We start from the raw sequence: 26302 nt of genomic DNA, 5'->3' as shown, positions 1-26302 counted from the left end.
GGGTAGTCGCCGAAGTAGTCGACGACGTCCTCGGGCCACTGGTTGGCCTCGGCCAGCAGGACGGTGTCCGGGTACTGGGCGTCGATCTCCTTGCGGACCCGCTTCAGGAAGTCGTGGGTGGCGGGCAAGTTCTCGCAGTTGGTGCCCTCCGCCTGGTAGAGGTACGGCACCGCGTCGAGCCGGAACCCGTCGATCCCGAGGTCCAGCCAGAACTTCAGCGCGGAGATCATCTCCTCCTGCACCGCCGGGTTCTCGTAGTTGAGGTCCGGCTGGTGGGAGAAGAACCGGTGCCAGTAGTACTGCTTGCGGACCGGGTCGTAGGTCCAGTTGGAGGCCTCGGTGTCGACGAAGATGATCCGCGCGTCGGGGAACTGCTTGTCGTCGTCGGCCCACACGTAGTAGTCCCCGTAGGGCCCGTCCGGGTCCTTGCGGGACTCCTGGAACCACGGGTGCTGGTCGCTGGTGTGGTTCATGACGAAGTCGATGATCACGCGCATGCCGCGCTGGTGGGCGGCGTCCACGAACTCCACGAAGTCGGCGAGGTCGCCGAACTCGGGCAGCACGGCCGTGTAGTTGGAGACGTCGTAACCGCCGTCGCGCAGGGGGGACTTGAAGAACGGCGGCAGCCAGAGGCAGTCGACGCCCAGCCACTGGAGGTAGTCGAGTTTGGCCGTCAGGCCCTTCAGGTCGCCTACGCCGTCGCCGTTGCTGTCCTGGAAGGAACGGACCAGGACCTCGTAGAAGACGGCTCGTTTGAACCACTCCGGGTCCCGGTCCTTCGCCGGGGTGTCCTCGAAGGTGTCCTGAACGGGTTCGTTGACGATCATCGTGTGGGTGACCCTCCGATCTGCGGGGTGGACGGTCGCAGAACCGTGAACACATGCGCGGGACGCCGGCCCGGTTCGAGACGCACGTAGTTGGCCCTGCCCCAGTGATAGGTCTCTCCGGTGAGCTCGTCCCTCACCGGCACCGACTCGTGCCATTCCAGGCCGAGTTGCGGCATGTCCAACGAGACCGTGGCCTCCTGGGTGCGGTGCGGGTCGAGGTTCGCGACCACCAGGACCGTGTTCGCCCCCCGCCGCTTCGAGTACGCGATCACCGCGTCCTGGTCCGCGTGGTGGAAGTGCAGATCGCGCAGCTGCCGCAGCGCGGGGTTCTCCCGCCTGATGGTGTTCAGCCGGGTGATGAGGGGGGTGATGGTGCGTCCGTCGCGTTCGGCGGCGGCCCAGTCGCGGGGTTTGAGCTGGTACTTCTCCGAGTCGAGGTATTCCTCGCTGCCCTCGCGCAGCGGGGTGTTCTCGCACAGTTCGTAGCCGCTGTAGATGCCCCAGGTGGGGGAGAGGGTGGCGGCGAGGACGGCGCGGACCTCGAAGGCGGGCCGGCCGCCGTGCTGGAGGTAGGCGTGCAGGATGTCGGGGGTGTTGGCGAAGAAGTTCGGCCGCATGTAGGCCGCCGCCTCGCCCGAGAGCTCGGTCAGGTATTCGGTGAGCTCCTGCTTGGTGTTGCGCCAGGTGAAGTAGGTGTAGGACTGCTGGAAGCCGATCTGGGCCAGGGTGTGCATCATCGCGGGCCGGGTGAACGCCTCGGCCAGGAAGATCACGTCCGGGTCGGTGCGGTTGATGTCCGCGATCACCCGCTCCCAGAACACCACCGGCTTGGTGTGGGGGTTGTCGACGCGGAAGATCCGCACGCCGTGGTCCATCCAGTGCCGCAGGACGCGCAGGGTCTCGGTGACCAGGCCGTCCATGTCGGCGTCGAAGGCGATGGGGTAGATGTCCTGGTACTTCTTCGGCGGGTTCTCGGCGTGGGCGATGGTCCCGTCGGGACGGTGGTGGAACCACTCGGGATGCTTGTGCACCCAGGGATGGTCGGGCGAGCACTGCAGGGCGAAGTCGAGCGCGATCTCCATGCCCAGCTCACGGGCGGCGGCGACGAACGCGTCGAAGTCCTCCAGCGTGCCCAGGTCGGGGTGGACGGCGTCGTGGCCGCCCTCGGGAGAGCCGATCGCCCAGGGCACGCCCACGTCGTCGGGGCCGGGGGAGAGGGTGTTGTTGCGGCCCTTGCGGAACGTGGTGCCGATCGGATGGATCGGGGGCAGGTAGACCACGTCGAACCCCATCGCCGCGATCGCCGGCAGCCGGCGGGCCGCGGTGCGGAACGTGCCGTGCGGCTGCTGGGGCGTGCCCTCCGACCGGGGGAAGAACTCGTACCAGGAACCGAACAGCGCCCGCTCCCGCTCCACCAGCAACGGCAGCGGATCGGACGCCGTGACCAGGTCCCGCAGCGGATGCCGGGCGAGGACCGCGTCCACGTCCGGGGTCAGCGCCGCCGCCAGCCGGGACGCCGGGGGGCGTGAGCCGTCGCGGAGCGCCGCCACGGCTGCCCGCAGCACGTCGCGGCCGGTGTCCTCGGGGACGCCCTCGGCGGCCCGCTCGTACAGTTTCGCGCCCTCCTCCAGGACCAGGTCCGTGTCCATGCCCGCCGGGATCTTGATCTCCGCGTGGTGCCGCCACGTGGTGACCGGGTCGCCCCACGCCTCCACGGTGTACGTCCACAGGCCCGGCTCGCCGGGGGTGACCGTGGCGCCCCAGCGGTCGGTGCCGGGGACCAGCTCCCGCATCGGTGTCCAGGGGCCGGGCCGGCCGTGCGGGTCGGTCAGGACGACGTTCGCCGCGACCGCGTCGTGACCCTCACGGAACACGGTGGCGGTGACCTCGAACGTCTCCCCGGTGACCGCCTTCGCGGGGCGGCGGCCGTGCTGGACCATCGGGCGGACGTCCAGGACGGGGATGCGGCCCACCGCCGTGGCGGTGGGGCGGGACCGGGGGGCCGGGGGTGGTGCCGGGGCGGGCGCCCCGGGTGTTTCGGGCGCCCGGCCGGCCGGGCGGGCGGCGCCGGGGGTGGTGCCGGGGGTGGTGCCGCGTGGTGGTGACGAGTGGTGCTTGGCGGGCATGACCGCTCCTGTCCGCGTCAACGATGGTGGGCGGATGACTGTGGGGAGGTGGGTCCTGCGTGTTCTGCTGGTCCTGCGGTGGTACCTGCTGGGTTTCCCGGAGGAGCCTTCCCACCCACTCCGGGTGGGCAATCCGGCGCTTTGTTAACTACTCGCGCGTATGTCGACACACAAGACCGGCCTCGTCCGGGCGGCCGGGGCGCCCGCCCCCCCGGGCACGGCCCCGTCCCGCCCCGCGCGGCCCCGGGTTCGCTCCCCCCGTGCGCCGGATTCGACCCTACGGGCTCCCCGAGCTCCCGTGTCGGCGGCGTCGTCGCCGGTACTGTCGTGCGGGACGCAGACCGCGTCCTCTCCAACGCGCCGAGGTGGAATGTGAAGGCGATCCGTCGATTCACCGTCCGTCCCGTCCTCCCCGAACCGCTCCGGCCCCTCAGCGATCTGGCGCGTAATCTGCGCTGGTCCTGGCATGCGGAAACCCGCGAACTCTTCCGGTCCGTCGACCCCGAACGCTGGGACGGCGACCCCGTGCGGCTGCTGGGCAGCGTGTCGCCCGTACGGCTCGCCGAGCTGGCCCGCGACGCCGTCTTTCTCGAACGGCTCACGGCCGTCGCCGACGACCTGCGCGAATACGTCGACGGCACCCGGTGGTACCAGGAGCAGTCCGCCGAGTTCCCCGCCGCCGTCGCCTACTTCTCCCCCGAGTTCGGGATCACCGCGGCCCTGCCGCAGTACTCCGGCGGGCTGGGGATCCTCGCCGGTGACCATCTGAAGGCCGCCAGCGATCTCGGAGTGCCGCTCGTGGGTGTCGGACTGCTGTACCGGCACGGGTACTTCCGGCAGTCGCTGTCCCGGGACGGCTGGCAGCAGGAGCACTATCCCGTCCTGGACCCCAACGAGCTGCCGCTCACGCCGGTCGAGGAGGAGGACGGCACCCCCGCGCAGGTCGTCCTCGCCCTGCCCGGCGGGCGGTCCCTGCGGGCCCGGATCTGGCTGGCCCAGGTCGGCCGGGTTCCGCTGCTGATGCTGGACTCCGACGTCGAGGAGAACGACCTCGGCGAACGCGGCGTCACCGACCGGCTGTACGGCGGCGGCAGCGAGCACCGGCTCCTCCAGGAGATGCTGCTCGGCATAGGAGGTGTGCGGGCCGTGCGGACGTACTGCCGGCTCACCGGGCACCCCGAACCCGAGGTCTTCCACACCAACGAGGGGCACGCCGGCTTCCTGGGCCTGGAGCGCATCGCCGAGCTGTGCGACCGGGGGCTGGACTTCGACTCCGCGCTGGAGGCCGTGCGGGCCGGGACCGTGTTCACCACGCACACCCCCGTGCCGGCCGGCATCGACCGGTTCGACCGGGAACTGGTGGCCCGGCACTTCGGACCGCAGGCCGAGCTGCCCCGCATCGACGTCGAGCGCATCCTGCGGCTCGGCATGGAGACCTATCCGGGCGGCGAGCCGAACCTGTTCAACATGGCCGTCATGGGGCTGCGGCTCGGCCAGCGCGCCAACGGGGTGTCGCTGCTGCACGGCAAGGTCAGCCGGGAGATGTTCGCCGGGCTGTGGCCGGGCTTCGACCCCGACGAGGTGCCGATCACCTCGGTGACCAACGGCGTGCACGCGCCGACCTGGGTGGCGCCCGAGGTGTTCCGGCTGGGCGCCCGGCAGATCGGCGACCGGCGTGCCGAGGAGGCGCTGACCGTCGGCGGCTCCGACCGGTGGGACTCCGTCGCGGAGATCGCCGACCAGGACATCTGGGACCTGCGGCGGTGCCTCAGGGAGCAGCTGGTCCAGGAGGTCCGGCGGCGGCTGCGCGCGTCCTGGCGGCAACGCGGCGCCGGGACCGCGGAGTTGGGGTGGATCGACGAGGTGCTCGATCCCGACGTGCTGACCATCGGGTTCGCCCGGCGGGTGCCGTCGTACAAGCGGCTGACGCTGATGCTGCGGGACCGGGACCGGCTGATGGAGCTGCTGCTGCATCCCGAGCGGCCCGTGCAGGTCGTCGTCGCCGGGAAGGCCCACCCCGCCGACGAGGGCGGCAAGCGGCTCATCCAGGAGCTGGTGCGGTTCGCCGACGACCCGCGCGTGCGGCACCGGATCGTGTTCCTGCCCGACTACGGCATGGGTCTCGCGGAGAAGCTCTACCCCGGCTGCGACATCTGGCTCAACAACCCGCTGCGGCCGCTGGAGGCCTGCGGGACCAGCGGGATGAAGGCCGCGCTCAACGGGTGCCTCAACCTGTCGGTGCTCGACGGGTGGTGGGACGAGTGGTTCCAGCCCGACTTCGGATGGGCCATCCCCACGGCCGACGGTGCCGGTACCGACCCGGACCGGCGCGACGACATAGAGGCCGACGCGCTCTACGACCTGCTGGCGCAGCGGGTCGCGCCGCGCTTCTACGAGCGCGGGCACAGCGGGCTGCCCGACCGCTGGATCGAGATGGTCCGGCGGACGCTGTCCCTGCTCGGGCCGAAGGTGCTGGCGGGCCGCATGGTCCGGGAGTACGTCGAGCGGCTGTACGAGCCGGCGGCCCGCGCGCACCGCGCCATGACCCCGGACGCCGCCCGTGACCTCGCCGCCTGGAAGGCCCGGGTGCGCGACGCCTGGCACGACGTGACCGTGGACCACGTCGAGACGTCGGCGGTCATGGGCACCGCCGAGCTCGGCGCCACGCTGGGGCTGCGGGTGAGGGTCGGGCTCGGCGGGCTCGGGCCGGAGGACGTCGACGTGCAGGCCGTGTCGGGCCGGGTGGACTCCGAGGACCGCATCGCCGACGCGACGTCCGTGCCGCTGAAGCCGGCGGGCGGCCCCGACCAGGACGGGCGCTGGGTGTACGAGGGCCCGCTCTCCCTGGACCGCACCGGACCCTACGGCTACACGGTCCGCATCCTGCCCGCGCACCCCCTGCTCGCGTCGAGCGCGGAACTCGGCCTGATGGCGGTCCCGTCGGACGACGTGGTGGAGGCGGCGGGGGTGCTGATGCGGTGAGTCAGTCCTTCGGGCCCTGCTCGCACAGCTGACGCAGCACGCTCCCGCACCTGCGCGCGTACGCGTGCTGGAAACCCCGCGTGGCCGGGCCGCCCGCCTTCGCGTACCACTTGGCCGGGCGGCTGAACGCGGACACGGTGAGCCACACCGTGCCGTCGCCCGTGCGGTCCACGACGAAGGACTCCTCGCCGCACTCCGGGTGGCCCGGCAGCGTGCCGTACGCCCAGCCGGCGCGGCGGGGTTCCTCCACCGTCCAGACCACCCGGCACGGGGCCTTGATCACGCCGGCGAGGGTGACGGTGACGTCGACGCCGGGGGCGGCACGGTCCGCGCCCGCGTCGATGCCGACGCCCAGTGTGCGGTGCATCTCCCAGGTGAGGACCGCGTCGGCCGCCCGGCGGAAGACGTCGTGGCCCTCGCCCAGGCGCGTGCGCACGTGCAGGGAGTGGAAGCCGGGCGGGCAGAAGCCCTGGTCCCGGGTGGCGCCGACGTCGTCGTACGTGAAGGACATGGGGCCCAAGCGTAGGGCGGCACCCGGAAGCGTGGTGTTCCGGGTGCCGCCCGTGGCAACGCGGGAGGGTCAGGCGACGTTCACGGCGGACCAGGCGGCCGCGACCGTCTTGTACTCGGTGCTGGTGGCGCCGTACAGCGCCGACGCCGCGTTCAGGGTCGCCGTGCGGGCGCCCGCGTACTTCGTCGTCGACGTCATGTACGTGGTCAGCGCCTTGTACCAGATCTGCAGTGCCTTGGCGCGGCCGATGCCGGTGACCGTGGAGCCGTTGGAGGTGGGCGAGTTGTAGCTCACGCCGTTGATCGTCTTGGCTCCGCTGCCCTCGGCCAGCAGGTAGAAGAAGTGGTTGGCCGGGCCCGAGGAGTAGTGCACGTCGATCGAGCCGATGCCCGAGTACCAGGCGTCCTTGGAGGCGCCGTCCTTGCTGGGCTTGTCCATGTGACGCAGCGGGGTGCCGTCGCCGTTGATGTTGATCTTCTCCCCGATGAGGTAGTCACCGGGGTCGGCGGCGTTGTTCGCGGCGAACTCCACGCCGGTGCCGAAGATGTCGCTGGTGGCCTCGTTCAGACCGCCGGACTCGCCCGAGTAGTTGAGGCCCGCGGTGTTGGAGGTGACGCCGTGGGTCATCTCGTGGCCGGCGACGTCCAGCGAGGTCAGCGGGTGGGTGTTGCCCGAGCCGTCGCCGTAGGTCATGCAGAAGCAGCTGTCCGACCAGAAGGCGTTGACGTAGTTGTTGCCGTAGTGGACCCGCGAGTAGGCGGCCTTGCCGTCGTTCTTGATGCCGCTGCGGCCGAAGGTGCTCTTGTAGAAGTCCCAGGTCACCTGGGCGCCGTAGGCGGCGTCCACGGCCGCGGTCTGGTCGGTGGACGAGCTGGAGGCCACACCGGTGCCCCACACGTCGTCCGCGTCGGTGAACAGGGTGCCGGTGCCCGAGGTGGAGCGGGCCAGGTTGTACGTCTTGTGGCCGCCGCGCGTGGGGTCGTACAGCTGGTACGCCGAGCCCGACTGGGTGGTGCCGAGGGTGACGGTGCCGGAGTACAGGCTCTTGCCGCTGCCGGTCTCGATGCCCTGGTACTCGTAGAGCTTCTCGCCGGTGGCCGCGTCGGTGATGACGTGCAGTTCGTTCGGGGTGCCGTCGTGCTGGAGGCCGCCGACGACCGTCTCGTAGGCGAGGGTGGGTTCGCCGTCGGCCGCCCAGACGACCTTGCGCGGGGCCTGGTCGGCGTCGGTGTTCTCCGAGCCGGCCTTCCTGGCGAGCGTCACGGCCCGCTGCTCGGCCTCGGCCGCGGGGACGGCGGCCTTGAGGGAGGCGACCTTGACGGCGGCCTTCGTGGCCTTCGTGACGCCCTTGGTCTCACCCGAGGCGGCGGTGTGGACGACGAGGTCGCCGCCGAGCACCGGCAGGCCCTCGTAGGTGCGCTCGTAGCGGGTGTGGACCGTGCCGTCGACGTCCTTCACGACGTCTCTGACGATCAGCTTCTCCTGCGCGCCGAGGCCCATCTCGCGGGCCGTCTGCGGCGCGGACCGCTGCTGTTCCCGGATGAGCGAGGTGCGCGCGGCGTTCGACAGCAGCATCGGCGCGGCGGCGAGGGCGGGCCGGGCGGTGGTGTCGGCCGGGCTCTGCGCGCCGGCGCTGGTGGTCACACCGGTGGCGAGGAGGGCGCCGACCGCGACGGTGGTCGCGATGGCCGGCGTGGTGCGCTTGCGACGCGCGAAGTGGGGGGTCACGCAAGCTCCTTGGTGGGGAGGTCCGGCCGCCTGCGGGGCACCGGGCCGGAGTGGGGGTGAGGTTGTGCGGTGAGTGACGGAAGAGTGACATTCGCGGCGCGTACATGTCATGACCCCAAAGTGATGTTGGCCGAAAAGTGCCCTCCGAGTGAATGTTGCGGGCGTGTGAAAAGCCGTGACCTCGGTAAAGGCCCAACAGTCCGGGTGTATGGACTTGGCAAAAAGCGGGCGCCGCCCCGGGGAGTCGAACCACCGGGGCGGCGCCCTGTCCGGGAGGCGCGGAGCGCTCTACGGGAAGATCAGCTTCCAGCTGTTGATGTGGCCGGTGTCCTGCGCCGCCTGGTCCTGCACCCGCAAACTCCAGGTGCCGTTGGCGACTTCGGAGGACGCGTCGACCGTGAAGGTCTGGTTGACGTTGTCCGCCGAGTCGGAGGAGCTGAAGTTCTTCAGGCGGTACGCGGTCCCGTCCGGGGCCAGCAGGTCGATCACCAGGTCACCGCGCCAGGTGTGCACGATGTCCACCGCGACCTGGAGGCCCGCGGGCGCGTTGCCCGTCCGGCCCGACACGGTGATCGACGAGGTCACGGCCGCGCCGTTGTCCGGAATCGACACGTCGGCGGTGTTCTCGAAGGAGGTGCCGCCGCCACCGCCGCCGCCGGACCGCGCGCCGACGTTGACGCCCGCCCACGCGTCCTGGACCGCCTTGTACTCGGCGCTGGTCGTGCCGTAGAGCTCACCGGCCGCCGCGAGGGTGCCGGTGCGGGCGCCCGCGTAGTTGGTGGTCGACGTGAACTTCGTGGTCAGCGCGCGGAACCAGATCTTCTCCGCCTTGGCGCGGCCGATGCCGGTCACCGGAAGGCCGTCGGAGGTGGGCGAGTTGTAGGTGACACCGTTGATGGTCTTGGTGCCGCTGCCCTCGCTCAGCAGGTAGAAGAAGTGGTTGGCCGGGCCCGAGGAGTAGTGCACGTCGATCGAGCCGATGCCCGAGTACCAGGCGTCCTTGGAGGACCCGTCCCTGCTGGGCTTGTCCATGTAGCGCAGCGGGGTGCCGTCGCCGCGGATGTTGATCTTCTCGCCGATGAGGTAGTCGCCGGCGTCGGAGGAGTTGTTGGCGTAGAACTCGACCGTGGCGCCGAAGATGTCGCTGGTGGCCTCGTTCAGGCCGCCGGACTCGCCCGAGTAGACGAGCCCTGCGGTGTTGGACGTCAGGCCGTGCGTCATCTCGTGCGCGGCCACGTCGATCGAGGTCAGCGGGTTGGCGTTGCCCGAGCCGTCGCCGTAGGTCATGCAGAAGCAGCTGTCCGACCAGAAGGCGTTGACGTAGTTGTTGCCGTAGTGGACCCGCGAGTAGGCGGCCCGGCCGTCGCCGCGTATGCCGCTGCGGCCGTGCACGTTCTTGTAGTAGTCCCAGGTCAGCGCGGCGCCGTAGTGGGCGTCGGCGGCGGCCGACTCCAGGTTGGACGGGCTGCCGTTGCCCCACACGTCGTCCGGACCGGAGAACAGCGTGCCGGTGCCCGAGGTGCCGCGGTTGAGGTTGTAGGTCTTGTGGCCGCCGCGCGCGCCGTCGGTCAGGTTGTACGCCGACCCCGACTGCGTGGTGGTCAGGGGGACCGTGCCGCTGTAGACCGTGTGGCCGGTGCCGGTCTCGACGGCCTCCCACTCGTACAGCTTCTCGCCCGTGGTGGCGTCGGTGACGACGTGCAGCTCCTGCGGGGTGCCGTCGTGCTGGAGGCCGCCGACGACCGTCTCGTACGCCAGGACCGGCTTGCCGTCGGCCGCCCAGATCACCTTGCGGGGCGCGCGGTCGACGTCCGGGCTCTGCGCCTTCTCGGCCTTCGCCGCGTTCAGGGCCTGCCGCTCGGCGTCGGCGGCGGGCAGCGCGGCCTTCGTCGTCGCCGGCTTCACGGCGGCGCGGGTGGCCTTGACGACGCCTTCGGTCGCGCCCGACTTCGAGGTCTCGACGACGAGGTCGCCGCCGAGGACCGGCAGGCCGTCGTAGGTGCGCTCGTAGCGGGTGTGCAAGGTGCCGTCGCGGTCCTTGAGGACGTCACGGACGACGAGCTTCTCCTTGGCGCCGAGGCCCAGGTCGCGTGCGGTCTCCGCGGCGCGGGCGTCGGCGCCGCGCAGCAGCTCCGCCCGCTCGGCGGGGGACAGCCGCACGGACTCGGAGCCCGGCGCCGCCTTCGGGGCCTGCGCGGGCGCGGCGGTGGCGGTGCCGGTCTGGACGGCCGCGGCGATCAGGGAGGCGACACCGGCGAGCGCGACGGCCGCGGTGCGACGGCGCGGGGCGGTGCGAGATGCGGTGTGGGAGGTGCGTCTGTGGGAGGACCTGCTTCTCAACACTGACTCCTTCTGCGTGGCCGCGGGTCACGCGGCCAGGGGAGACCGGTCGGCGGGTGGGCCGGCCGGACACAACGGGGTGTTGCGCAGAACCACGTGCGGGAGCTTCGGCCGCCCGCGCAGCGCCGGGTCGTGAAACTGTGGGGTTGCTGTGAAGCGGCCGTGGGAAGCGTGGCAGGAGACTCCCAGGTCTGTCAGGGCCGCGTCAGAAAGTTGGCCGGAAACGGTTCGTTGTCCGGGCGTTCACGTTCGATAAACGGACGCGTTACGGGAGTGCGGGGGAGCGACCGCGTGCGGCGGGGGTGCTTTGGGGGTGCTGTGCCGTTCCGCGGGGCGGGGACGCCGTACGGCTCAGGCGGCGCCGGACGGCCGGTCGCCGTGCCAGGAGTGCCACAGCGCGGCGTACGCGCCGTCGGCCGCCACCAGCTCGTCGTGCGTGCCCAGTTCGGTGAGCCGCCCGTCCTCCATCACCGCCACCCGGTCGGCGTCGTGCGTGGTGTGCAGCCGGTGCGCGATCGCGATGACGGTCCGTCCCTCCAGCACGGCCGCCAGCGCCCGCTCGGTGTGCCGGGCGGTCGTCGGGTCCAGCAGGGCCGTCGCCTCGTCCAGGATCAGCGTGTGCGGGTCGGCCAGCACCACGCGGGCCAGGGCGAGCTGCTGGGCCTGCGAGCCGTCGGTGCGGTGCCCCCGCTGCCCCAGCCGCGTGTCCAGACCGGCCGGCAGCTCACGCACCCAGTCGCCGGCGCCGACCGCGTCCAGCGCGGCCCACAACTCCGCGTCACCGGCGGCCGGTTCGGCGATGCGCAGGTTGTCGCGGACCGTGCCGAGGAACACATGGTGCTCCTGCGTGACCAGGACGACCTGACGGCGCAGCGCCTCGGGCCCCAGCGCGACGACCGGCACCCCGCCGACCGTGACCGTGCCCCCGGTCGGCGCGTCGACCCCCGCCAGCAGCCTGCTCAGCGTGGTCTTGCCCGCCCCGGACGGCCCGACGACGGCCAGCCGCTCCCCGGGCCGCACCGTCAGGTCCACCCCGCGCAGCACCTCGCCGCCGCGCTCGTAGGCGTAGCGCACGCCGGTCACGTCGATGCGGTCGCCGGACGGCGTGGGGGAGTCGCCGTCCGCGGCCGAACGCGGGGCACGGGCCAGGCCCTCCACGCGGGCGAACGAGGCGCCACTGGCCTGCAGTTGCTCGACACGGACCAGGATCTCGTCCAGGGGCGCGTTCAGCTGGTGCAGATACAGGGCGGCCGCCACGACCGCGCCGAGCGACACCGCGCCCCGCGCGTGCAGCAGCCCGCCCACCAGCAGGGCGCCGGCCACCGGCAGGACGTAGGACACCTCCACCGACGGGAAGAGCACCGTGCGCAGGTACAGCGTGCGCAAGCGGGTGCGCCGGGACGTCTCCAGCGCGTCACGGCTCGCCGCGATCCGCCGCTCCCGCAGCCCGAACGCCTCGACCGTGCGGGCGCCCGACGCCGTCGCCGCGAGGATCTCCGCGACGTCGGAGGTGGCCGCGCCCTCGGCGAGGTAACCGTCCCGCGCCCGCCGCAGATACCAGCGCAGGGCGAACCAGACCGGCGTGAGGCCGAGCACGCCGACGACGCCGAGCAGCGGGTCCAGGGCGAAGACCGCGCCGGTCATGAACAGCGCCTGCACGGCGTTGACGAGCAGTTCGGGCCCGGCGTCGCGCAGCGTCGTGCCGACGGCGGTCACGTCGGCGGTGCCGCGCGCCGTCAGGTCGCCGGTGCCGGACCGCTCCACCACGGACGCGGGCAGCGCCAGCGCCCGGTCGACGAACCCCTCCCGGACCCGGGCCAGCGTGCGCTCCCCGAAGCGGTGACCGACGTAACGGGCCCAGCGGGCGAGCAGCAACTGGGCCAGGGTGCACAGCAGGATGGCGAGCGCCATCCGGTCCACGGCGCCGACCCCGCTCCCGGCCCGCACCTCGTCGACGATCCGCCCGAGCAGCCAGGGCCCGGCCAGCCCGGCGACGGCGGCGAGGCCGTTGAGGACCAGGACGGTGGCGAAGGCGCGTCCGTCCGCGCGCACCAGCCCGGCGGCGGCCCGCCGCACGTCCCGCCGGGTGGCGACGGGAAGCCGGCCGTCGGCCGCCGCCCCGGCCAGGGGCCGGCGCGGGGAACCGGCGGACGTGTCCTTCTTCTCCGGGCTCCCGGTCGTCGCCGTTGTCATCGCACCGGTCCTCCCGCCGCCCTCTCGTCGGACGGTCCGGCCGTCCGGCCCGCCGTCCCCTCGTCCCCCGGCCCCTCCGTGTCCCGCGCCACCAGCGCGCGGTAGCCCGGCTCGCGGTCCAGCAGTTCCAGGTGGGTGCCCGTGGCGACCGCCTTGCCGTCGTGCAGGTACGTGACCGTGTCCGCGCGGGCCAGGACCAGCGGGGACGTCGTCGTCAGCACCGTCGTACGCCCGGTCCGGGCCGCCCCCAGCCGGTCCGCGACCGTGGCCTCCGTGTGGGCGTCCAGCGCGGACGTGGGCTCCACGGCGAGCAGCACCTCCGGGTCGGCGTGCAACGCCCGCGCCAGCCGGACGCGTTGACGCTGCCCGCCGGACAGGCTGCGGCCCTGGGCGGCCACCGCCGAGTCCAGCCCGTCGGGCAGCCCGGGAACGATGTCGTCGGCCGCCGCCGCGTGCAGCGCGCGCCGGATCGCGTCCTCGCCCCGGCCCTGCGGCCCCCACCGCCCGCCGACCAGCTCACGCAGCGGCCCGGCGAACAGGTCGGCCTCGTGGTCGGCGACCAGGATCCGCTCCCGTACGCGGGGCAGCGCGATCCCGTCCAGACGCACCCCGCCCCAGGTGGCGTCCGACGGGGCGCAGCGGCCGAGCCGGTCCAGCACGGCGGCCGCGTCGGCGGGCCGGGCGCAGGCCAGCGCGGTCAGCCGGCCGGGCAGCACCCGCACCCCGGACGCCGGGTCGTGCAGCACCGACGGCTCGGCCGGGGCGTCCCGCGTGCCGGTGTCCGCCGCGGGCTCCAGCCGCAGGAACCGCACGACGCGGCGCGCGGCCACCAGACCGCGGCTGATCTGGTAGCCGCACTCCACCCAGAACGCCACCGGCCCCACCAGCACCGCGACATACCCGTACACCGACACCAGCTCGCCGAGGCTGATCTCCCCACGCGCCGCGAGCCGGGCCGCCGGCCACGTCACCACGGCCAGGAACAGCGTCGGCAGTCCGACGCCGAGCGCCTGCACCCAGCTGGTCACCGCCCCCACTCGGTAACCCTGTTCGCGCAGCCGCCGGGAGTCCGCCCGGAAGGCGTCGGCGACCAGGCCCTTGCCGCCCAGCCCGTTGAGGACCCGCAGCCCGCCCGCCAGGTCGCCGATCCGCTCCGTCAGCACCCCCTGCCGCTCCCGGTACTCGGTCTCCGCGCCCTGCAACCGGCGCAGCAGCGGCCCCACCAGCAGCACGATCACCGGGATGCCGAGGAGCACCAGCACGGCGATGAGCGGCGACAGCGACACCAGCAGCACGGCGACCGTCACATAGGCGACGACCGAGCCGACCCCGGGCCCCACGACCGTCAGCGCCTGACTGATCGTCTGGACGTCGCCCACGCCGATCGTGACGACATCCCCGGCGCCCACCTGCCGCGACAGCGCCGAGCCCAGCCGCACCGCCTGGCCCACCACGACCTTCACGGTGCGGAAGTTGGCGTCCATCCGCACCCGCGTCATCGTGCGGTGCCGCATGATGCCCAGCCACGCCGACAGACCCCCGAACGCGACCAGCGCCGCGCACCACCGGGCCAGCGCACCCGTGTCGCCCGCCTCCAGCCCTTCGTCGATCGCCCGGGACATCAGATACGGCGTCGCCGCCAGCAGCACCATCCACACACTGGCGATCAGCGCCCCCGCCGCGCATCGCGCGCGCTGCCGCCCGACCAGCCACCACAGGTACCGCGCCCCGCCCCGGGTGTCGGGCGTGCCGGGGTCCTCGTACGCGTCGATCCCCCTGACCCGCGTCACGCCAGGCTGTCCCGCCACGCCCGGTGCAGATCCGCGAACCTGCCGGTGCCGCCGACGAGTTCGGCCGGGGTGCCGTCCTCGACGACGCGGCCCCGCGCCATGACCAGCACCCGGTCCGCGATCTCGACCGTGGACAGCCGGTGCGCGATGACGACCGCCGTACGCCCCTTCAGCACCGTCGCCATCGCCCGCTGCACGGCCCGCTCACCGGGGACGTCCAGCGAACTCGTCGCCTCGTCCAGGATCACCACCGCCGGGTCGGCGAGCAACGCCCGCGCGAACGCCACGAGTTGCCGCTGCCCGGCGGAGATCCGGCCGCCGCGCTTGCGGACGTCGGTGTCGTAGCCGTCGGGCAGGGCGCTGATGAAGTCGTGCGCGCCGATCGCCTTCGCGGCCCGCTCGATGTCCTCGCGCGAGGCGTCCGGGCGACCGATGGCGATGTTCTCGGCGACCGTGCCGGAGAACAGGAACGCCTCCTGCGTCACCATCACCACCCCGCGCCGCAGCTCCGGGAAGGCCAGGTCCCGCAGGTCCACGCCGTCCAGCAGCACCCGCCCGCCGGACGGGTCGTAGAAGCGGGCGAGCAGCTTCGCCAGCGTCGACTTGCCCGCGCCGGTCGAGCCGACCACGGCGACGGTCTGCCCGGCCGGGATCGTCAGGTCGAAGCGGGGCAGCACCTCGCCGCCGGTGCGGTAGCCGAAGCTCACCCCGTCGAAGACGACCGTGCGGCCGGGCCGGTCGCCCGCCGGCGGCGGCAGCTCCTTCGGTGCCACCGGCTCCGGCACCGACGGCGTCTGCGCCAGCAGCCCCGCGATCTTCTCCAGCGAGGCCGCCGCCGACTGGTACGAGTTCAGGAACATGCCGAGCCGGTCGATCGGGTCGTACAGCCGCCGCAGGTACAGCACCGCCGCCGCCAGCACACCGAGGGCCAGCGTGTCCTGCGCGACCCGGTGCGCGCCCCACAGCACGATCAGCGCGACCGCCGTGTTCGCGACCAGCCGCGAGCCGACCACGTACCTTGCCATCTCCAGCAGCGCGTCGCCGTTCGTCCGCTCGTGCCGCCGGTTCAGGACCCGGAAGTCCGCGTCGTTGACGGTCTCGCGGCGGAACGCGCGCACCGGCCGGATGCCGTTCATCGTCTCCACGAACTTCACGATCACCGCCGCGATGGCCGTGGACCGGGCCCGGTACACCCGGCCCGCGCGCCGCCGGTAGACCCGCACCAGCAGGTACAGCGGCCCGAACGACGCCACCGCGACCGCGCCGAGCCCCAGGTCCAGCCAGAGCAGCAGCGCCGAGATGTAGACGAAGGACAGGATCACCGAGACGAGCTCCTGAAGCCCTTCGTCCAGCAGCTCGCGCAGCGACTCGACGTCCGTGGTGGCCGGGGAGATGAGCCGGCCCGAGGTGTAGCGCTCGTGGAAGTCGACGCTGAGCGCCTGGGCGTGGCGGAAGATCCGGCCGCGCAGATCGAGCAGCACGCCCTGGTTGACGTGGGCGGAGGCGACGATGAACGCGTACTGGAGCACGCCCGAGGCGAGCGCGCACAGCAGATAGCCCACGGCCACCGCGATCAGCGGCCCCCGGTCGTGGTCGCGGAACGCGGGCACCGCGCGGTCGATGGCGTACGCCACCAGCAGCGGGCCCGCCTGCACCGCCGCCTGCTGGAGCAGCAGCAGGAGCGCGGTCACGGCGACGCGCGCCTTCATCGGCGCGAGCAGGGAACGCAGCAGCGCGCCCGTCGCACCCGGGGCGGAGGGCAGGACGTCCCGGTCGAAGGCGTCGCCGGCGCCGGGCGCCGGGTCCGGCCGGTCCCCGTCGTCGGTGGCGGGAACGGACGTCGTCGGCGCGGTCATCGCTCGGCCTCCGCTTCCTCTTCTTCCACGGCCTCGCGCGGGGTGCGGTCGAGGCCGGACATCAGATACGCGTACTCCGCGTTGGTGCGCAGCAGTTCGTGATGGGTGCCGACGGCGGCGATCCGGCCCCCGGACAACAGGGCGACGCGGTCGGCGAGCTGCACCGTGGACGGGCGGTGGGCGACGATCAGCGCGGTCGTGTCGGCGAGCACCCGGCGCAGCGCGGCCTCCACGGCGGCCTCCGTGTGCACGTCCAGCGCGGACAGCGGATCGTCCAGGACGAGGAAGCCGGGGCGGCCGACGACCGCGCGGGCCAGGGCGAGGCGCTGACGCTGGCCGCCGGAGAGGCTGAGGCCCTGCTCGCCGACCTGGGTGTCCGCGCCCCGCGGCAGGGCGTGCACGAAGTCGGCCCGGGCGACGTCGAGGGCGCGGCGCAGCTCCTCCTCGCCGGCGTCGGGTCCGGCGCCCATCAGGACGTTCTCACCGACGGTCGCCGAGAAGAGCGTGGGCTCCTCGAAGGCCACGGCGACCTGGGAGCGGAGCGTCTCGCGGGACATGCGGGTGATGTCGACGCCGTCGAGGGTGATGCGGCCCGAGGTGAGCTCGTGGAGGCGGGGGACCAGGGCGGTGAGGGTGGTCTTGCCGCTGCCGGTCGCGCCGACGAGGGCCATCGACTCGCCGGGGCGGATGTGCAGCGTCACGCCGGCCAGGACGGGCGGGGAGCCGGGGGCGGCGTCGGGATAGCGGAAGGTGACGTCGTCGAAGCGGATGCCGTCGGGGCGGCCGGCCTCGGGGCGGGCCCGCACCTGCGACTCCTCCTCGGCGTCCATCACCTCGAAGTAGCGCTCCGTCGCCGTCGCCGCCTCCTGGCTCATGGCCAGCAGGAAGCCGATGGAGTCGATCGGCCAGCGCAGCGCCAGCGCCGTGGACAGGAACGCGACCAGCGTGCCCGCGGACAGCTCGCCGTCCGCGACCTGGACGGCGCCCACCACCAGGGCCGCGCCGATGGCCAGTTCGGGCAGGGTGACGATGACGCCCCAGATCGTCGCCAGCAGGCCCGCCTTGCGCAGCTCCGTGCCGCGCAGGGTGTCCGACAGCTCGCGGAAGGCGCGGGCCTGGCTGCGGTGCCGGCCGAAGCCCTTGATGACGCGGATGCCGAGCACGCTCTCCTCGACGACCGTCGTCAGATCCCCGACCTGGTCCTGCGCGAGCCGCGCCACGCGCGCGTACCGCTTCTCGAAGATCACGCAGGTGACCATCAGGGGGACGGCGGGCCCGAGGATGACGAGCCCGAGGGTCCAGTCCTGCATCAGCATGATGATCACGCCGACGACGATCGTCACGCCGTTGACCAGGAGGAACGTCAACGGGAAGGCGAGGAACATGCGCAGCAGCATCAGGTCGGTGGTCGCCCGCGACAGCAACTGCCCCGACGGCCACCGGTCGTGGAAGGCGACCGGCAGCCGCTGCAGATGCCGGTAGAGGTCGGCCCGCATCTCCGCCTCGACGCGCGACAGGGGCCGCGCCACGAGCCAGCGCCGCAGCCCGAACAGCAGGGCCTCCCCGAGCCCGAGCAGCAGCAGGTACAGCGCGCCCAGCCACACGCCCGCCGGGTCCCGGTCGGCGATCGGCCCGTCCACCATCCACTTCAGGACGAGCGGGATCACCAGGCCCAGGCAGGACGCGGTGACGGCGACGAACGCGGCGGTGAACAGCCGCACCCGCACCGGCCGCACGTACGGCCACAGGCGCAGCAGGGCACGAACGGCGGAACGGTCCTCGGCGGCGGCGGGTTGGGTCGGCATCAGGCGCGAGCCTACGGAACGCCACTGACACTGCCCACCGAGTTTTGGCCGGGTTCGAGGTCAGGCCTGTACCGCCACCCGCAACAGCAGCACCGCCCGCCCCGGCACCGTGATCGGCGCGCCCGCCGGATGCGTCACGCCCGGCTCCACGTCCTGGTCCTCGCGCGAGGTGTCCACGACCACCTCGTACCGCCGCGCCCACGGCGGGCCCGGCAGCACGAAGTCCACCGGCGCCTCCCCGGCGTGCAGCACGGCGAGGAAACTGTCGTCCACGACGGGGTCGCCCCGCTCGTCCCGGCCCGGGATGTCCCGGCCGGACAGATACATGCCGAGCGTGGCCGCGGGCGCGTACCAGTCCCCTTCCGTCATCTCCGCGCCCCGCGGGGTGAACCAGGCCAGGTCCCGCAGCCCGTCCGCGGAGTGCGGCCGACCCGAGAAGAACGCCCGGCGGCGCAGCACCGGATGCCGGTGGCGCAGCGCGATCAGACGGGCCGCCAGGTCGGACAGCGCCCGCCAGCCGGGCTCCTCCAGCAGACCCCAGTCCAGCCAGCCGATCTCGTTGTCCTGGCAGTAGGCGTTGTTGTTGCCGCCCTGCGTCCGGCCCATCTCGTCGCCCGCGACCAGCATCGGCACACCCGTCGACAGCAGCAGCGTGGTCAGCAGGTTCCGCGCCTGGCGGCGCCGCAGCGCCCGTACGGCCTCGTCGTCCGTCTCGCCCTCGGCGCCGCAGTTCCACGACCGGTTGTCGTCGGTGCCGTCCCGGTTGCCCTCGCCGTTGGCCTCGTTGTGCTTGCGCTCGTAGGAGACGAGGTCGCGCAGCGTGAAACCGTCGTGCGCGGTGACGAAGTTGACGGAGGCGTACGGGCGGCGCCCACCCCACGCGTACAGGTCGCTGGAGCCCGACAGGCGGTAGCCCATCTCCCGCACGTCCGGCAGCGCGTGGCGCCAGAAGTCCCGCACGGCGTTGCGGTAGCGGTCGTTCCACTCCGTCCACAGCGGCGGGAACGCGCCCACCTGGTAGCCGCCCGAGCCGACGTCCCACGGCTCGGCGATCAGCTTCACCCGGCGCAGCACCGGGTCTTGGGCGATCACCGCGAGGAACGGCGACAGCATGTCCACGTCGTGCATGGACCGGGCGAGCGCCGCCGCCAGGTCGAAGCGGAAGCCGTCCACGCCCATCTCGGTCACCCAGTAGCGCAGCGAGTCCGTGATCAGGCGCAGCACGTGCGGCTGCACCACGTGGAGCGTGTTGCCGCAGCCCGTGTAGTCGGCGTACCGGCGCGCGTCCGGCTGGAGCCGGTAGTAGCCGCGGTTGTCGATTCCCTTCAGCGACAGCGTGGGCCCCAGCTCGCCCGCCTCCGCGGTGTGGTTGTAGACCACGTCGAGGATCACCTCGATGCCGGCCGCGTGCAGCGCGCGCACCATCCGCCTGAACTCGCCGACCTGCTGCCCGCTCGTCCCGGAGGCGGCGTACGCGGCGTGCGGGGCGAAGTAGCCGATCGAGTTGTAGCCCCAGTAGTTCTTCAGGCCCCGCCGCAGCAGGTGGTCCTCGTGCGCGAACTGGTGCACCGGCAGCAGCTCCACCGCCGTCACGCCCAGCCTCGTCAGGTGCTCGACCGCCGCCGGGTGCGCCAGGCCCGCGTAGGTGCCGCGCAGCTCCTCGGGGACGCCCGGGTGGCGCATGGTGAAGCCGCGCACGTGCAGCTCGTAGATTACCGAGTCGGCCCACGGCGTCTTCGGCCGCCGGTCGTCCATCCACTCGTCGTCGGTGGCGTCGTCGTGGACGACGACGCCCTTCGGGACGTACGGCGCGGAGTCACGGCTGTCGCGCACCGTGTCGGCGACGTGCTGCTCCGGCCAGTCCCGCACGTGCCCGTACACCTCGGGCGGCAGCCGGAAGTCGCCGTCCACCGCGCGCGCGTACGGGTCCAGCAGCAGCTTCGCCGGGTTCCAGCGGGCGCCGGTCCACGGGTCCCAGCGGCCGTGTACCCGGTAGCCGTACCGCGTCCCCGGCAGCACGCCCGGCACGAACCCGTGCCAGATCTCGTGCGTCAGCTCGGTCAGCCGCAGCCGCGTCTCCGTGCCGTCCTCGTCGAACAGGCACAGGTCGACCGCCTCGGCGCCGCCCGCCCACAGGGCGAAGTTGGTGCCCGCCACCCCGTCCGGGCCCACCCGGTACCGGGCGCCCAGCGGCGTCGGCGCCCCCGGCCGCGGGGCCACCGCCGGCGCCCGGCGCGGGGCGCCGTTCACCACGACGGCGGCGGGGCGCCCGTTCCCCGTGGCGGGCCCGCCGGCCACCGCCTCCTGCTCGGCTGCGCTGGACACCTATCCGCCTCCCACGGCTCCCGGAACGGTCCGCACGGGCCCCCGGCGTCCCGGCCCGGGGCTCCCGTCGCGTCGTCCTTCCCCTCAGTCTGCCCACCGCACGGCTCGCACTCACGTTTCCCCGGGGCGGGGCTGATCGTTGTGCCCTCACGTGAGGCACGTACAAGGGCGCGCGCGGCGCGCGGGGGCCGCACTGGCCGCCGTACTGACATGGGCAGGGCTGCTGGCCGGGGCCGTCGGCTGCACGGGTGACACCCCCGGCGGCATCGGCATGGGCGGACTCGGCAAGCCGCCCGGACCCGAGGAACACATCCGGATCACGCCCGACGACGGCACCCGCGGCGTCCGGCCCGACGAGAAGCTGCGGGTACGGGTGCCCGGCGGGCGGCTGGAGAGGGTGAGGGTGGTCAGGTCCCAGGACGCCCGGGAGACGCCGGTGCCCGGCCGGATCTCCGCCGACGGGCTGCGCTGGGAGCCCGCCGAGGACCGGCTGGCGCTCGCCGCCCGGTACACGGTCGACGTCGTCGCCCTGGACGGCCACGGCCGCCGCTCGGCCCGGCACACCACGTTCACCACCCACGTGCCCGAGGAACGCTTCATTGGCTACGTCACCCCGGAGAACCGCGCCACCGTCGGCACCGGCATGATCGTTTCCCTGGAGTTCAACCGGGAGATCACGCACCGCGCCGCCGTCGAACGCGCCGTCCGCGTCACCGCAAGCCCCGCCGCCGAGATCCGCCCGCACTGGTTCGGCAGGGACCGCCTCGACTTCCGCCCCGAGCACTACTGGAAGCCCGGCACCCGCGTCACCGTCGACCTCCGCTTCCGCGACGTCGAGGGCGCGCCCGGCGTCTACGGCCTGCAGGACAAGACGTTCACCTTCACCGTCGGCCGCAGCCAGGTCTCCGTGGTGGACGCCGCCCGGCACACCATGCGGGTCCGGCGCGACGGCGAACTCCTCGCCACCGTGCCGGTCACGGCCGGGGCGCCGAAGACCACCACGTACAACGGGAAGATGGTGGTCACGGAGATGCTCGACGTGACCCGCATGGACAGCCGCACGGTCGGCTTCGGCGGCGAGTACGACATCCCCGACGTCCCGCACGCCATGCGCCTGACCGAATCCGGCACCTTCCTGCACGGCAACTACTGGGCGCCGTCCAGTGTGTTCGGACGCACCAATGTCAGCCACGGCTGCGTCGGACTGCGCGACGTGAAGGGCGGCGGCGCGGACACCCCGGCCGGCTGGTTCTTCGACCGCAGCCTGATCGGGGACGTCGTCGAGGTCGTGGGCAGCAAGGACCGGAAGGTCGCCCCCGACAACGGCCTCGGCGGCTGGAACCTGGGCTGGCGGGCGTGGAAGGCGGGCAGCGCGGTGAAGCAGAGGTGAAGTGGAACGGCCGCGGCGAAACGCGCCGGTGCCGCCGAAGTCGGTACGGAACAGTGACAGTCGCACCACGTCAACGCCCCTGACCATGCGGTTAATATGCGCCAAGTGCGCGCGGGACGCGCTTGGGGGTGGGCCCCGACGGGGCCCTGTGAGGGGAGAAACAAGTGAATGTGCGACCGATACCGGGGGCTTCGGTTGACGCGCGGGGGCGACACCGGGGCCGAGGCGTCCTGGCGCTGACACTCGGGGTCCTGATGCTGGCCGTCACCGCGTGCGGGGGCGGCGGTCCGGACTCCGCCTCGGGCGGCGAGGACGGCAAGGGCAACGGCGCCGGCGCCGCGCAGAGCAAGCAGTCCGAGGCGGTCGTCACCATCGCCCCGAAGGACGGCGCGAAGTCCGTCGACACCAGCGGCGCCCTCAAGGTCACCGCCGCCAAGGGCCGGCTGACCGAGGTCGTGGTCAAGGACTCCGACGGCGGCCGGATAGCCGGGAAGATATCCGGCGACGGCGCCACCTGGACGCCGTCCACCCACCTGGCCGCCGCCACCAAGTACTCGGTGCACGCGGTCGCCAAGGACTCCGAGGGTCGCGCGGCCGCCGCCGAGTCCGGCTTCACCACCCTCACGCCACAGAACACCTTCATCGGCCACTTCACCCCGGAGGACGGCTCCACCGTCGGCGTCGGAATGCCGTTCTCCCTGCGCTTCACCCGGGGCATCACCAAGCCCGAGGACGTGGAGAAGGCCATCACCGTCAGGACCGAACCGGCCGTCGAGGTCGCCGGCCACTGGTTCGGCAACGACCGCCTCGACTTCCGCCCGGAGAAGTACTGGAAGGCCGGCACCGAGGTCACCGTCGAACTCAACCTCAACGGCGTCGAAGGCCGCCCCGGCGTGTACGGCGAGCAGGCCAAGACCGTGAAGTTCACCATCGGCCGCAGCCAGGTCTCCACCGTCGACGTCAAGACCAGGAAGATGAAGGTCGTCCGCGACGGCAAACTGATCAGGACCATCCCCGTCACCACCGGCAAGCCCGGCTACGACACCTGGAACGGCCAGATGGTCATCAGCGAGAAGCTCACCGTGACCCGCATGAACGGCGAAACGGTCGGCTACGGCGGCGAGTACGACATCAAGGACGTCCCGCACGCCATGCGCCTGACCACCTCCGGCACCTTCCTGCACGGCAACTACTGGGGCGGCGACGCCTTCGGCAACTACAACGCCAGCCACGGCTGCGTCGGCCTGCGCGACGTGCGCGGCGGCTGGGACAAGAAGGCGCCCGCCGCCTGGTTCTTCAACCGCTCGATGATCGGCGACGTCGTGATCGTCAAGAACTCCGACGACAGGACTGTCGCCCCCGACAACGGGCTCAACGGCTGGAACATGCCGTGGGAGAAGTGGAAGGCCTGAGCCTCGCGCGAGACGGCGGGCCCGGTGTGAGGTACGGCACCGGGCCCGCCGCCGTTAGTGCCCGTTAACCTGCCTGCATGACCGTGAATCTCGAAGTCGCCGAAGGCGTCGGCACGCTCCGCCTGGACCGCCCGCCGATGAACGCCCTGGACATCGCCACGCAGGACCGGCTCAAGGAACTCGCCGAGGAGGCCACGCGCCGCGACGACGTGCGCGCCGTGGTGATCTACGGCGGCGAGAAGGTGTTCGCGGCCGGCGCGGACATCAAGGAGATGCAGGCCATGGACCACATCGCGATGGTCCTGCGCGCCCGCGCCCTGCAGGACTCCTTCACCGCCGTCGCCCGCATCCCCAAGCCGGTCGTCGCCGCCGTCACCGGCTACGCCCTCGGCGGCGGCTGCGAACTGGCGCTGTGCGCGGACTTCCGCGTCGCCGGGGACAACGCCCGGCTCGGCCAGCCGGAGATCCTGCTCGGGCTGATCCCGGGCGCCGGCGGCACCCAGCGGCTGGCCCGGCTCGTCGGCCCCTCCAAGGCCAAGGACCTCATCTTCACCGGCCGCCACGTCAAGGCCGACGAGGCACTCACGATCGGCCTCGTGGACCGCGTCGTCCCGGCCGCCGACGTGTACACCGAGGCGCACGCCTGGGCCGCGAAGCTCGCGCGGGGACCGGCCATCGCCCTGCGCGCCGCCAAGGAGTCCGTCGACACGGGCCTGGAGACCGACATCGAGACCGGGCTCGCCGTCGAGCGCAACTGGTTCGCGGGCCTGTTCGCCACCGAGGACCGGGCGCGCGGCATGCGCAGCTTCGTCGAGGAGGGCCCCGGCAAGGCCAAGTTCCTCTGAGACCGGCCGTGCTGGTGCTTTCCCCGGACTTCGGCCGAAGCACTTGCAATTGACGCGATGTCTGATCCGGGTCCCTCGGCGGGGTGGTTTGTGGCAGCCTTGAGCCTGCCTCACCCCTGCCTTGTCGAGGGAGTCCGTCGATTGCCTCCTACCGAGCCGTTGCCGCAGGTCGGGCGGGATGCCATCGATACCGCAGTGTCGCCGGCACACGCCGATCAGCGGTCGCGAACCGGGACGTTCCGGGGAGCGCGTTCCCCCGGAACGGCCCCGGAGCCGTCATCGTGCGGCCATGATGGGGGCATGGCGGGGCTGGAAGGCATGGATCAGCCGCGGGGAGACGCAGGTGCGACCGCGGCGCGCTGGTCGCCGGCTGTCGAGGACGAACGCGCCCTGAAAGCATTGGAGTTGTACGGCAACCCCGCGGAGCGGGACGTGCCGCTGCCGTCCCTCCCCGAGTCCGCCGCCACCGCCCGCCGCCTCGCCCAGGTCGTCGTCCTGCGTCACTGGGGACTCACGCCGAGGCTGGCCGAGGGTGTCGTCCTGCTCGTCTCCGAACTCGTCGGCAACGCCGTACGGCACACCGGCGCCCGGGTCTTCGTGCTCCGGATGAAGCGCCGTCCCGGCTGGGTGCGGTTCGAGGTGCGGGACCCGTCCCGGGGGCTGCCCTGTCTGATGCCGGTGCAGGAGATGGACATCAGTGGCCGGGGGCTGTTCCTCGTCGACAAGCTGTCCGACCGCTGGGGCGTGGACCTGCTGCCGCGCGGCAAGACGACGTGGTTCGAGATGAGGGTCGCCGACCGGTGAGGGCGCCACGGGGCGTACGGCCGCGGCTCGGGACGCCGACGCCCGGTGGGCCGCCGACCGGGTGAATGACCCGTTTTCGGCTGCGGCGCACCTTAAATGGTGCGCGTGACCACGACTTCACGTCGCAAGAACCGCGCCGCCCTCACCCGCGCCCTGCTCGCGGGCACCGCGCTCCTCGCCCTCGCCGCCTGCGGCGCGGGCACCGAGGACCGGGCCGCCCGGGACCGTGCCGCGCGGGCCGGCGGCACCGAGGCCGCCGTACCCGCGCCGCGCGAGAAGCGGATCGACGGGCTGCCCGGCATGCCGCCCGTGCTCGACCCCGAGGACGTCTACGCGGCCGACCGCCCCGGCAAACTGTCCCCGGTCGTGAAGGACTTCCCGTCCCGCGTCTACGTCCCCAACACCGAGTCCGACACCGTCACCGTCATCGACCCCGAGACGTACGAGGTCGTCGACACCCTCCGCGTCGGCCGCCAGCCCCAGCACGTCGTCCCGAGCTGGGACCTGAAGACCCTGTGGGTCAACAACAACCGCGGCCACACCCTCACCCCCGTCGACCCGAAGACCGGCAAGGCGGGCAAGCCGGTGGAGGTGCACGACCCGTACAACCTCTACTTCACGCCGAACGGCAAGTACGCCGTCGTGATGGCCTCCCTCGACCGCGAGCTCGTCTTCCGCGACCCGCACACCATGAAGCGGAAGAAGACCGTGCCGGTGACCTGCTACGGCGTCAACCACGCCGACTTCTCCCTCGACGGCCGCTACTTCATCGTCTCCTGCGAGTTCAGCGGCGAACTGCTCAAGGTCGACACCGAGAAGATGAAGGTCGTCGGACAGCAGCGGCTGCCCTTCGACGGGGCCATGCCGCAGGACGTCAAGGTCTCGCCCGACGGCAAGAAGTTCTACATCGCCGACATGATGGCCGACGGCATGTGGATCGTGGACGGTGACAGGTTCGGCAAGCCCACGTTCCTGCCCACCGGCAAGGGCTGCCACGGCCTCTACGTCAGCCGCGACTCCCGCGAGATGTACGTGTCCAACCGCGGCGAAGGCACCGTCTCCGTCTTCGACTTCACCCGGGCCAAGCTCACCAAGAAGTGGCGCCTGCCCGACGGCGGCAGCCCCGACATGGGCGGCGTCTCCGCCGACGGCAAGGTCCTGTGGCTCTCCGGCCGCTACGACGCCGAGGTGTACGCCATCGACACCCGGACCGGCATCCAGCTCGCCCGCATCAAGGTCGGCCACGGACCGCACGGCCTCGCCGTCTACCCGCAGCCCGGCCGCTACTCCCTCGGCCACACCGGCGTCTTCCGCTGAACGACCGGCCCGCGCAAGGCAGGAGGGGCACGGGACACGCCCCCGATGGGG

16 protein-coding genes are annotated in these 26302 nt (G+C 72.5%); 6 read left to right on the top strand and 10 right to left on the bottom strand.

All coding sequences use genetic code 11. The annotated features are described in order from the left end of the window. Positions 1-827 (bottom strand): alpha-amylase family glycosyl hydrolase (locus QC282_RS19905; RefSeq protein WP_279550857.1); only part of this gene is annotated, 827 nt, incomplete at its 3' end. Then, entirely contained in the window at positions 824-2953 is a 2130-nt protein-coding gene (locus QC282_RS19900; protein WP_279550856.1) for an alpha-1,4-glucan--maltose-1-phosphate maltosyltransferase, read from the bottom strand. The genes QC282_RS19900 and QC282_RS19905, both read right to left, overlap by 4 nt. A 372-nt stretch (positions 2954-3325) precedes the next feature. Between QC282_RS19900 and QC282_RS19895 the strand changes: the two genes are divergently transcribed. Then, positions 3326-5935 carry a glycosyltransferase family 1 protein gene (locus QC282_RS19895; RefSeq protein ID WP_279550859.1) on the top strand — a complete coding sequence of 870 codons (2610 nt, stop codon included), beginning with the start codon at positions 3326-3328 and terminating at the stop codon, positions 5933-5935. Position 5936: 1 nt separating this feature from the next. Here QC282_RS19895 and QC282_RS19890 read toward each other — a convergent pair whose 3' ends face one another. The 8 genes from QC282_RS19890 to glgX all read right to left on the bottom strand — a co-directional run bounded on the left by QC282_RS19890 (position 5937) and on the right by glgX (position 20483). After that, entirely contained in the window at positions 5937-6446 is a 510-nt protein-coding gene (locus QC282_RS19890; protein ID WP_279550855.1) for a DUF1990 domain-containing protein, read from the bottom strand. A gap of 69 nt (positions 6447-6515) precedes the next feature. After that, a complete protein-coding gene (locus QC282_RS19885; RefSeq protein ID WP_279550854.1) occupies positions 6516-8174 on the bottom strand; it encodes a M4 family metallopeptidase in 1659 nt (552 codons plus the stop codon). A 288-nt stretch (positions 8175-8462) separates the two neighbouring features. Continuing rightward, positions 8463-10514: a M4 family metallopeptidase gene (locus QC282_RS19880; protein ID WP_279550853.1), complete on the bottom strand. Its 2052-nt coding sequence runs from the start codon at positions 10512-10514 to the stop codon at positions 8463-8465. Positions 10515-10865: 351 nt separating this feature from the next. Beyond that, positions 10866-12707: an ABC transporter ATP-binding protein gene (locus QC282_RS19875; RefSeq protein ID WP_279550852.1), complete on the bottom strand. Its 1842-nt coding sequence runs from the start codon at positions 12705-12707 to the stop codon at positions 10866-10868. Beyond that, a complete protein-coding gene (locus tag QC282_RS19870) occupies positions 12704-14497 on the bottom strand; it encodes an ABC transporter ATP-binding protein (RefSeq protein ID WP_279550851.1) in 1794 nt (597 codons plus the stop codon). Before QC282_RS19870 ends, QC282_RS19875 begins: the two co-directional genes overlap by 4 nt. Then, positions 14494-16353 carry an ABC transporter ATP-binding protein gene (locus QC282_RS19865; RefSeq protein ID WP_279550850.1) on the bottom strand — a complete coding sequence of 620 codons (1860 nt, stop codon included), beginning with the start codon at positions 16351-16353 and terminating at the stop codon, positions 14494-14496. Before QC282_RS19865 ends, QC282_RS19870 begins: the two co-directional genes overlap by 4 nt. Beyond that, positions 16350-18158: an ABC transporter ATP-binding protein gene (locus QC282_RS19860; protein WP_279550849.1), complete on the bottom strand. Its 1809-nt coding sequence runs from the start codon at positions 18156-18158 to the stop codon at positions 16350-16352. The genes QC282_RS19865 and QC282_RS19860 overlap by 4 nt, the downstream gene beginning before the upstream one ends. A gap of 60 nt (positions 18159-18218) precedes the next feature. After that, the gene (gene glgX / locus QC282_RS19855) at positions 18219-20483 is read right to left on the bottom strand and encodes a glycogen debranching protein GlgX (RefSeq protein WP_279550848.1); all 2265 of its coding nucleotides are present in this window, start codon (positions 20481-20483) and stop codon (positions 18219-18221) included. Positions 20484-20634: 151 nt separating this feature from the next. On the opposite strand from glgX, the gene QC282_RS19850 reads away from it, so the two are divergent. The 5 genes from QC282_RS19850 to QC282_RS19830 all read left to right on the top strand — a co-directional run bounded on the left by QC282_RS19850 (position 20635) and on the right by QC282_RS19830 (position 26251). Continuing rightward, on the top strand, positions 20635-21873 hold the full coding sequence (locus QC282_RS19850) for an Ig-like domain-containing protein (RefSeq protein WP_279550847.1): 1239 nt from the start codon (positions 20635-20637) through the stop codon (positions 21871-21873). Between the two features lie 164 nt (positions 21874-22037). Further along, positions 22038-23285, top strand: coding sequence for an Ig-like domain-containing protein (locus tag QC282_RS19845; protein ID WP_279550846.1), 1248 nt, complete (start codon positions 22038-22040; stop codon positions 23283-23285). A gap of 77 nt (positions 23286-23362) precedes the next feature. Continuing rightward, positions 23363-24130: an enoyl-CoA hydratase/isomerase family protein gene (locus QC282_RS19840; RefSeq protein ID WP_279550845.1), complete on the top strand. Its 768-nt coding sequence runs from the start codon at positions 23363-23365 to the stop codon at positions 24128-24130. A 300-nt stretch (positions 24131-24430) separates the two neighbouring features. Next, positions 24431-24934, top strand: coding sequence for an ATP-binding protein (locus tag QC282_RS19835; RefSeq protein WP_279550844.1), 504 nt, complete (start codon positions 24431-24433; stop codon positions 24932-24934). Positions 24935-25039: 105 nt separating this feature from the next. Next, entirely contained in the window at positions 25040-26251 is a 1212-nt protein-coding gene (locus tag QC282_RS19830; protein WP_279550843.1) for a hypothetical protein, read from the top strand. Positions 26252-26302: the final 51 nt, after the last annotated feature.

The sequence above is a fragment of the Streptomyces sp. DH24 genome (assembly GCF_029813775.1).
Classification (GTDB): Bacteria; Actinomycetota; Actinomycetes; order Streptomycetales; family Streptomycetaceae; genus Streptomyces.
This window is presented reverse-complemented; position numbering and strand designations above follow the sequence as displayed.

Coding starts and splice junctions, on each gene's coding strand:
- QC282_RS19900 (WP_279550856.1), bottom strand. CDS start 2,953: ATGCCCGCCAAGCACCACTCGTCACCACCACGCGGCACCACCCCCGGC.
- QC282_RS19840 (WP_279550845.1), top strand. CDS start 23,363: ATGACCGTGAATCTCGAAGTCGCCGAAGGCGTCGGCACGCTCCGCCTG.
- QC282_RS19890 (WP_279550855.1), bottom strand. CDS start 6,446: ATGTCCTTCACGTACGACGACGTCGGCGCCACCCGGGACCAGGGCTTC.
- QC282_RS19835 (WP_279550844.1), top strand. CDS start 24,431: ATGGCGGGGCTGGAAGGCATGGATCAGCCGCGGGGAGACGCAGGTGCG.
- QC282_RS19860 (WP_279550849.1), bottom strand. CDS start 18,158: ATGCCGACCCAACCCGCCGCCGCCGAGGACCGTTCCGCCGTTCGTGCC.
- QC282_RS19865 (WP_279550850.1), bottom strand. CDS start 16,353: ATGACCGCGCCGACGACGTCCGTTCCCGCCACCGACGACGGGGACCGG.
- QC282_RS19875 (WP_279550852.1), bottom strand. CDS start 12,707: ATGACAACGGCGACGACCGGGAGCCCGGAGAAGAAGGACACGTCCGCC.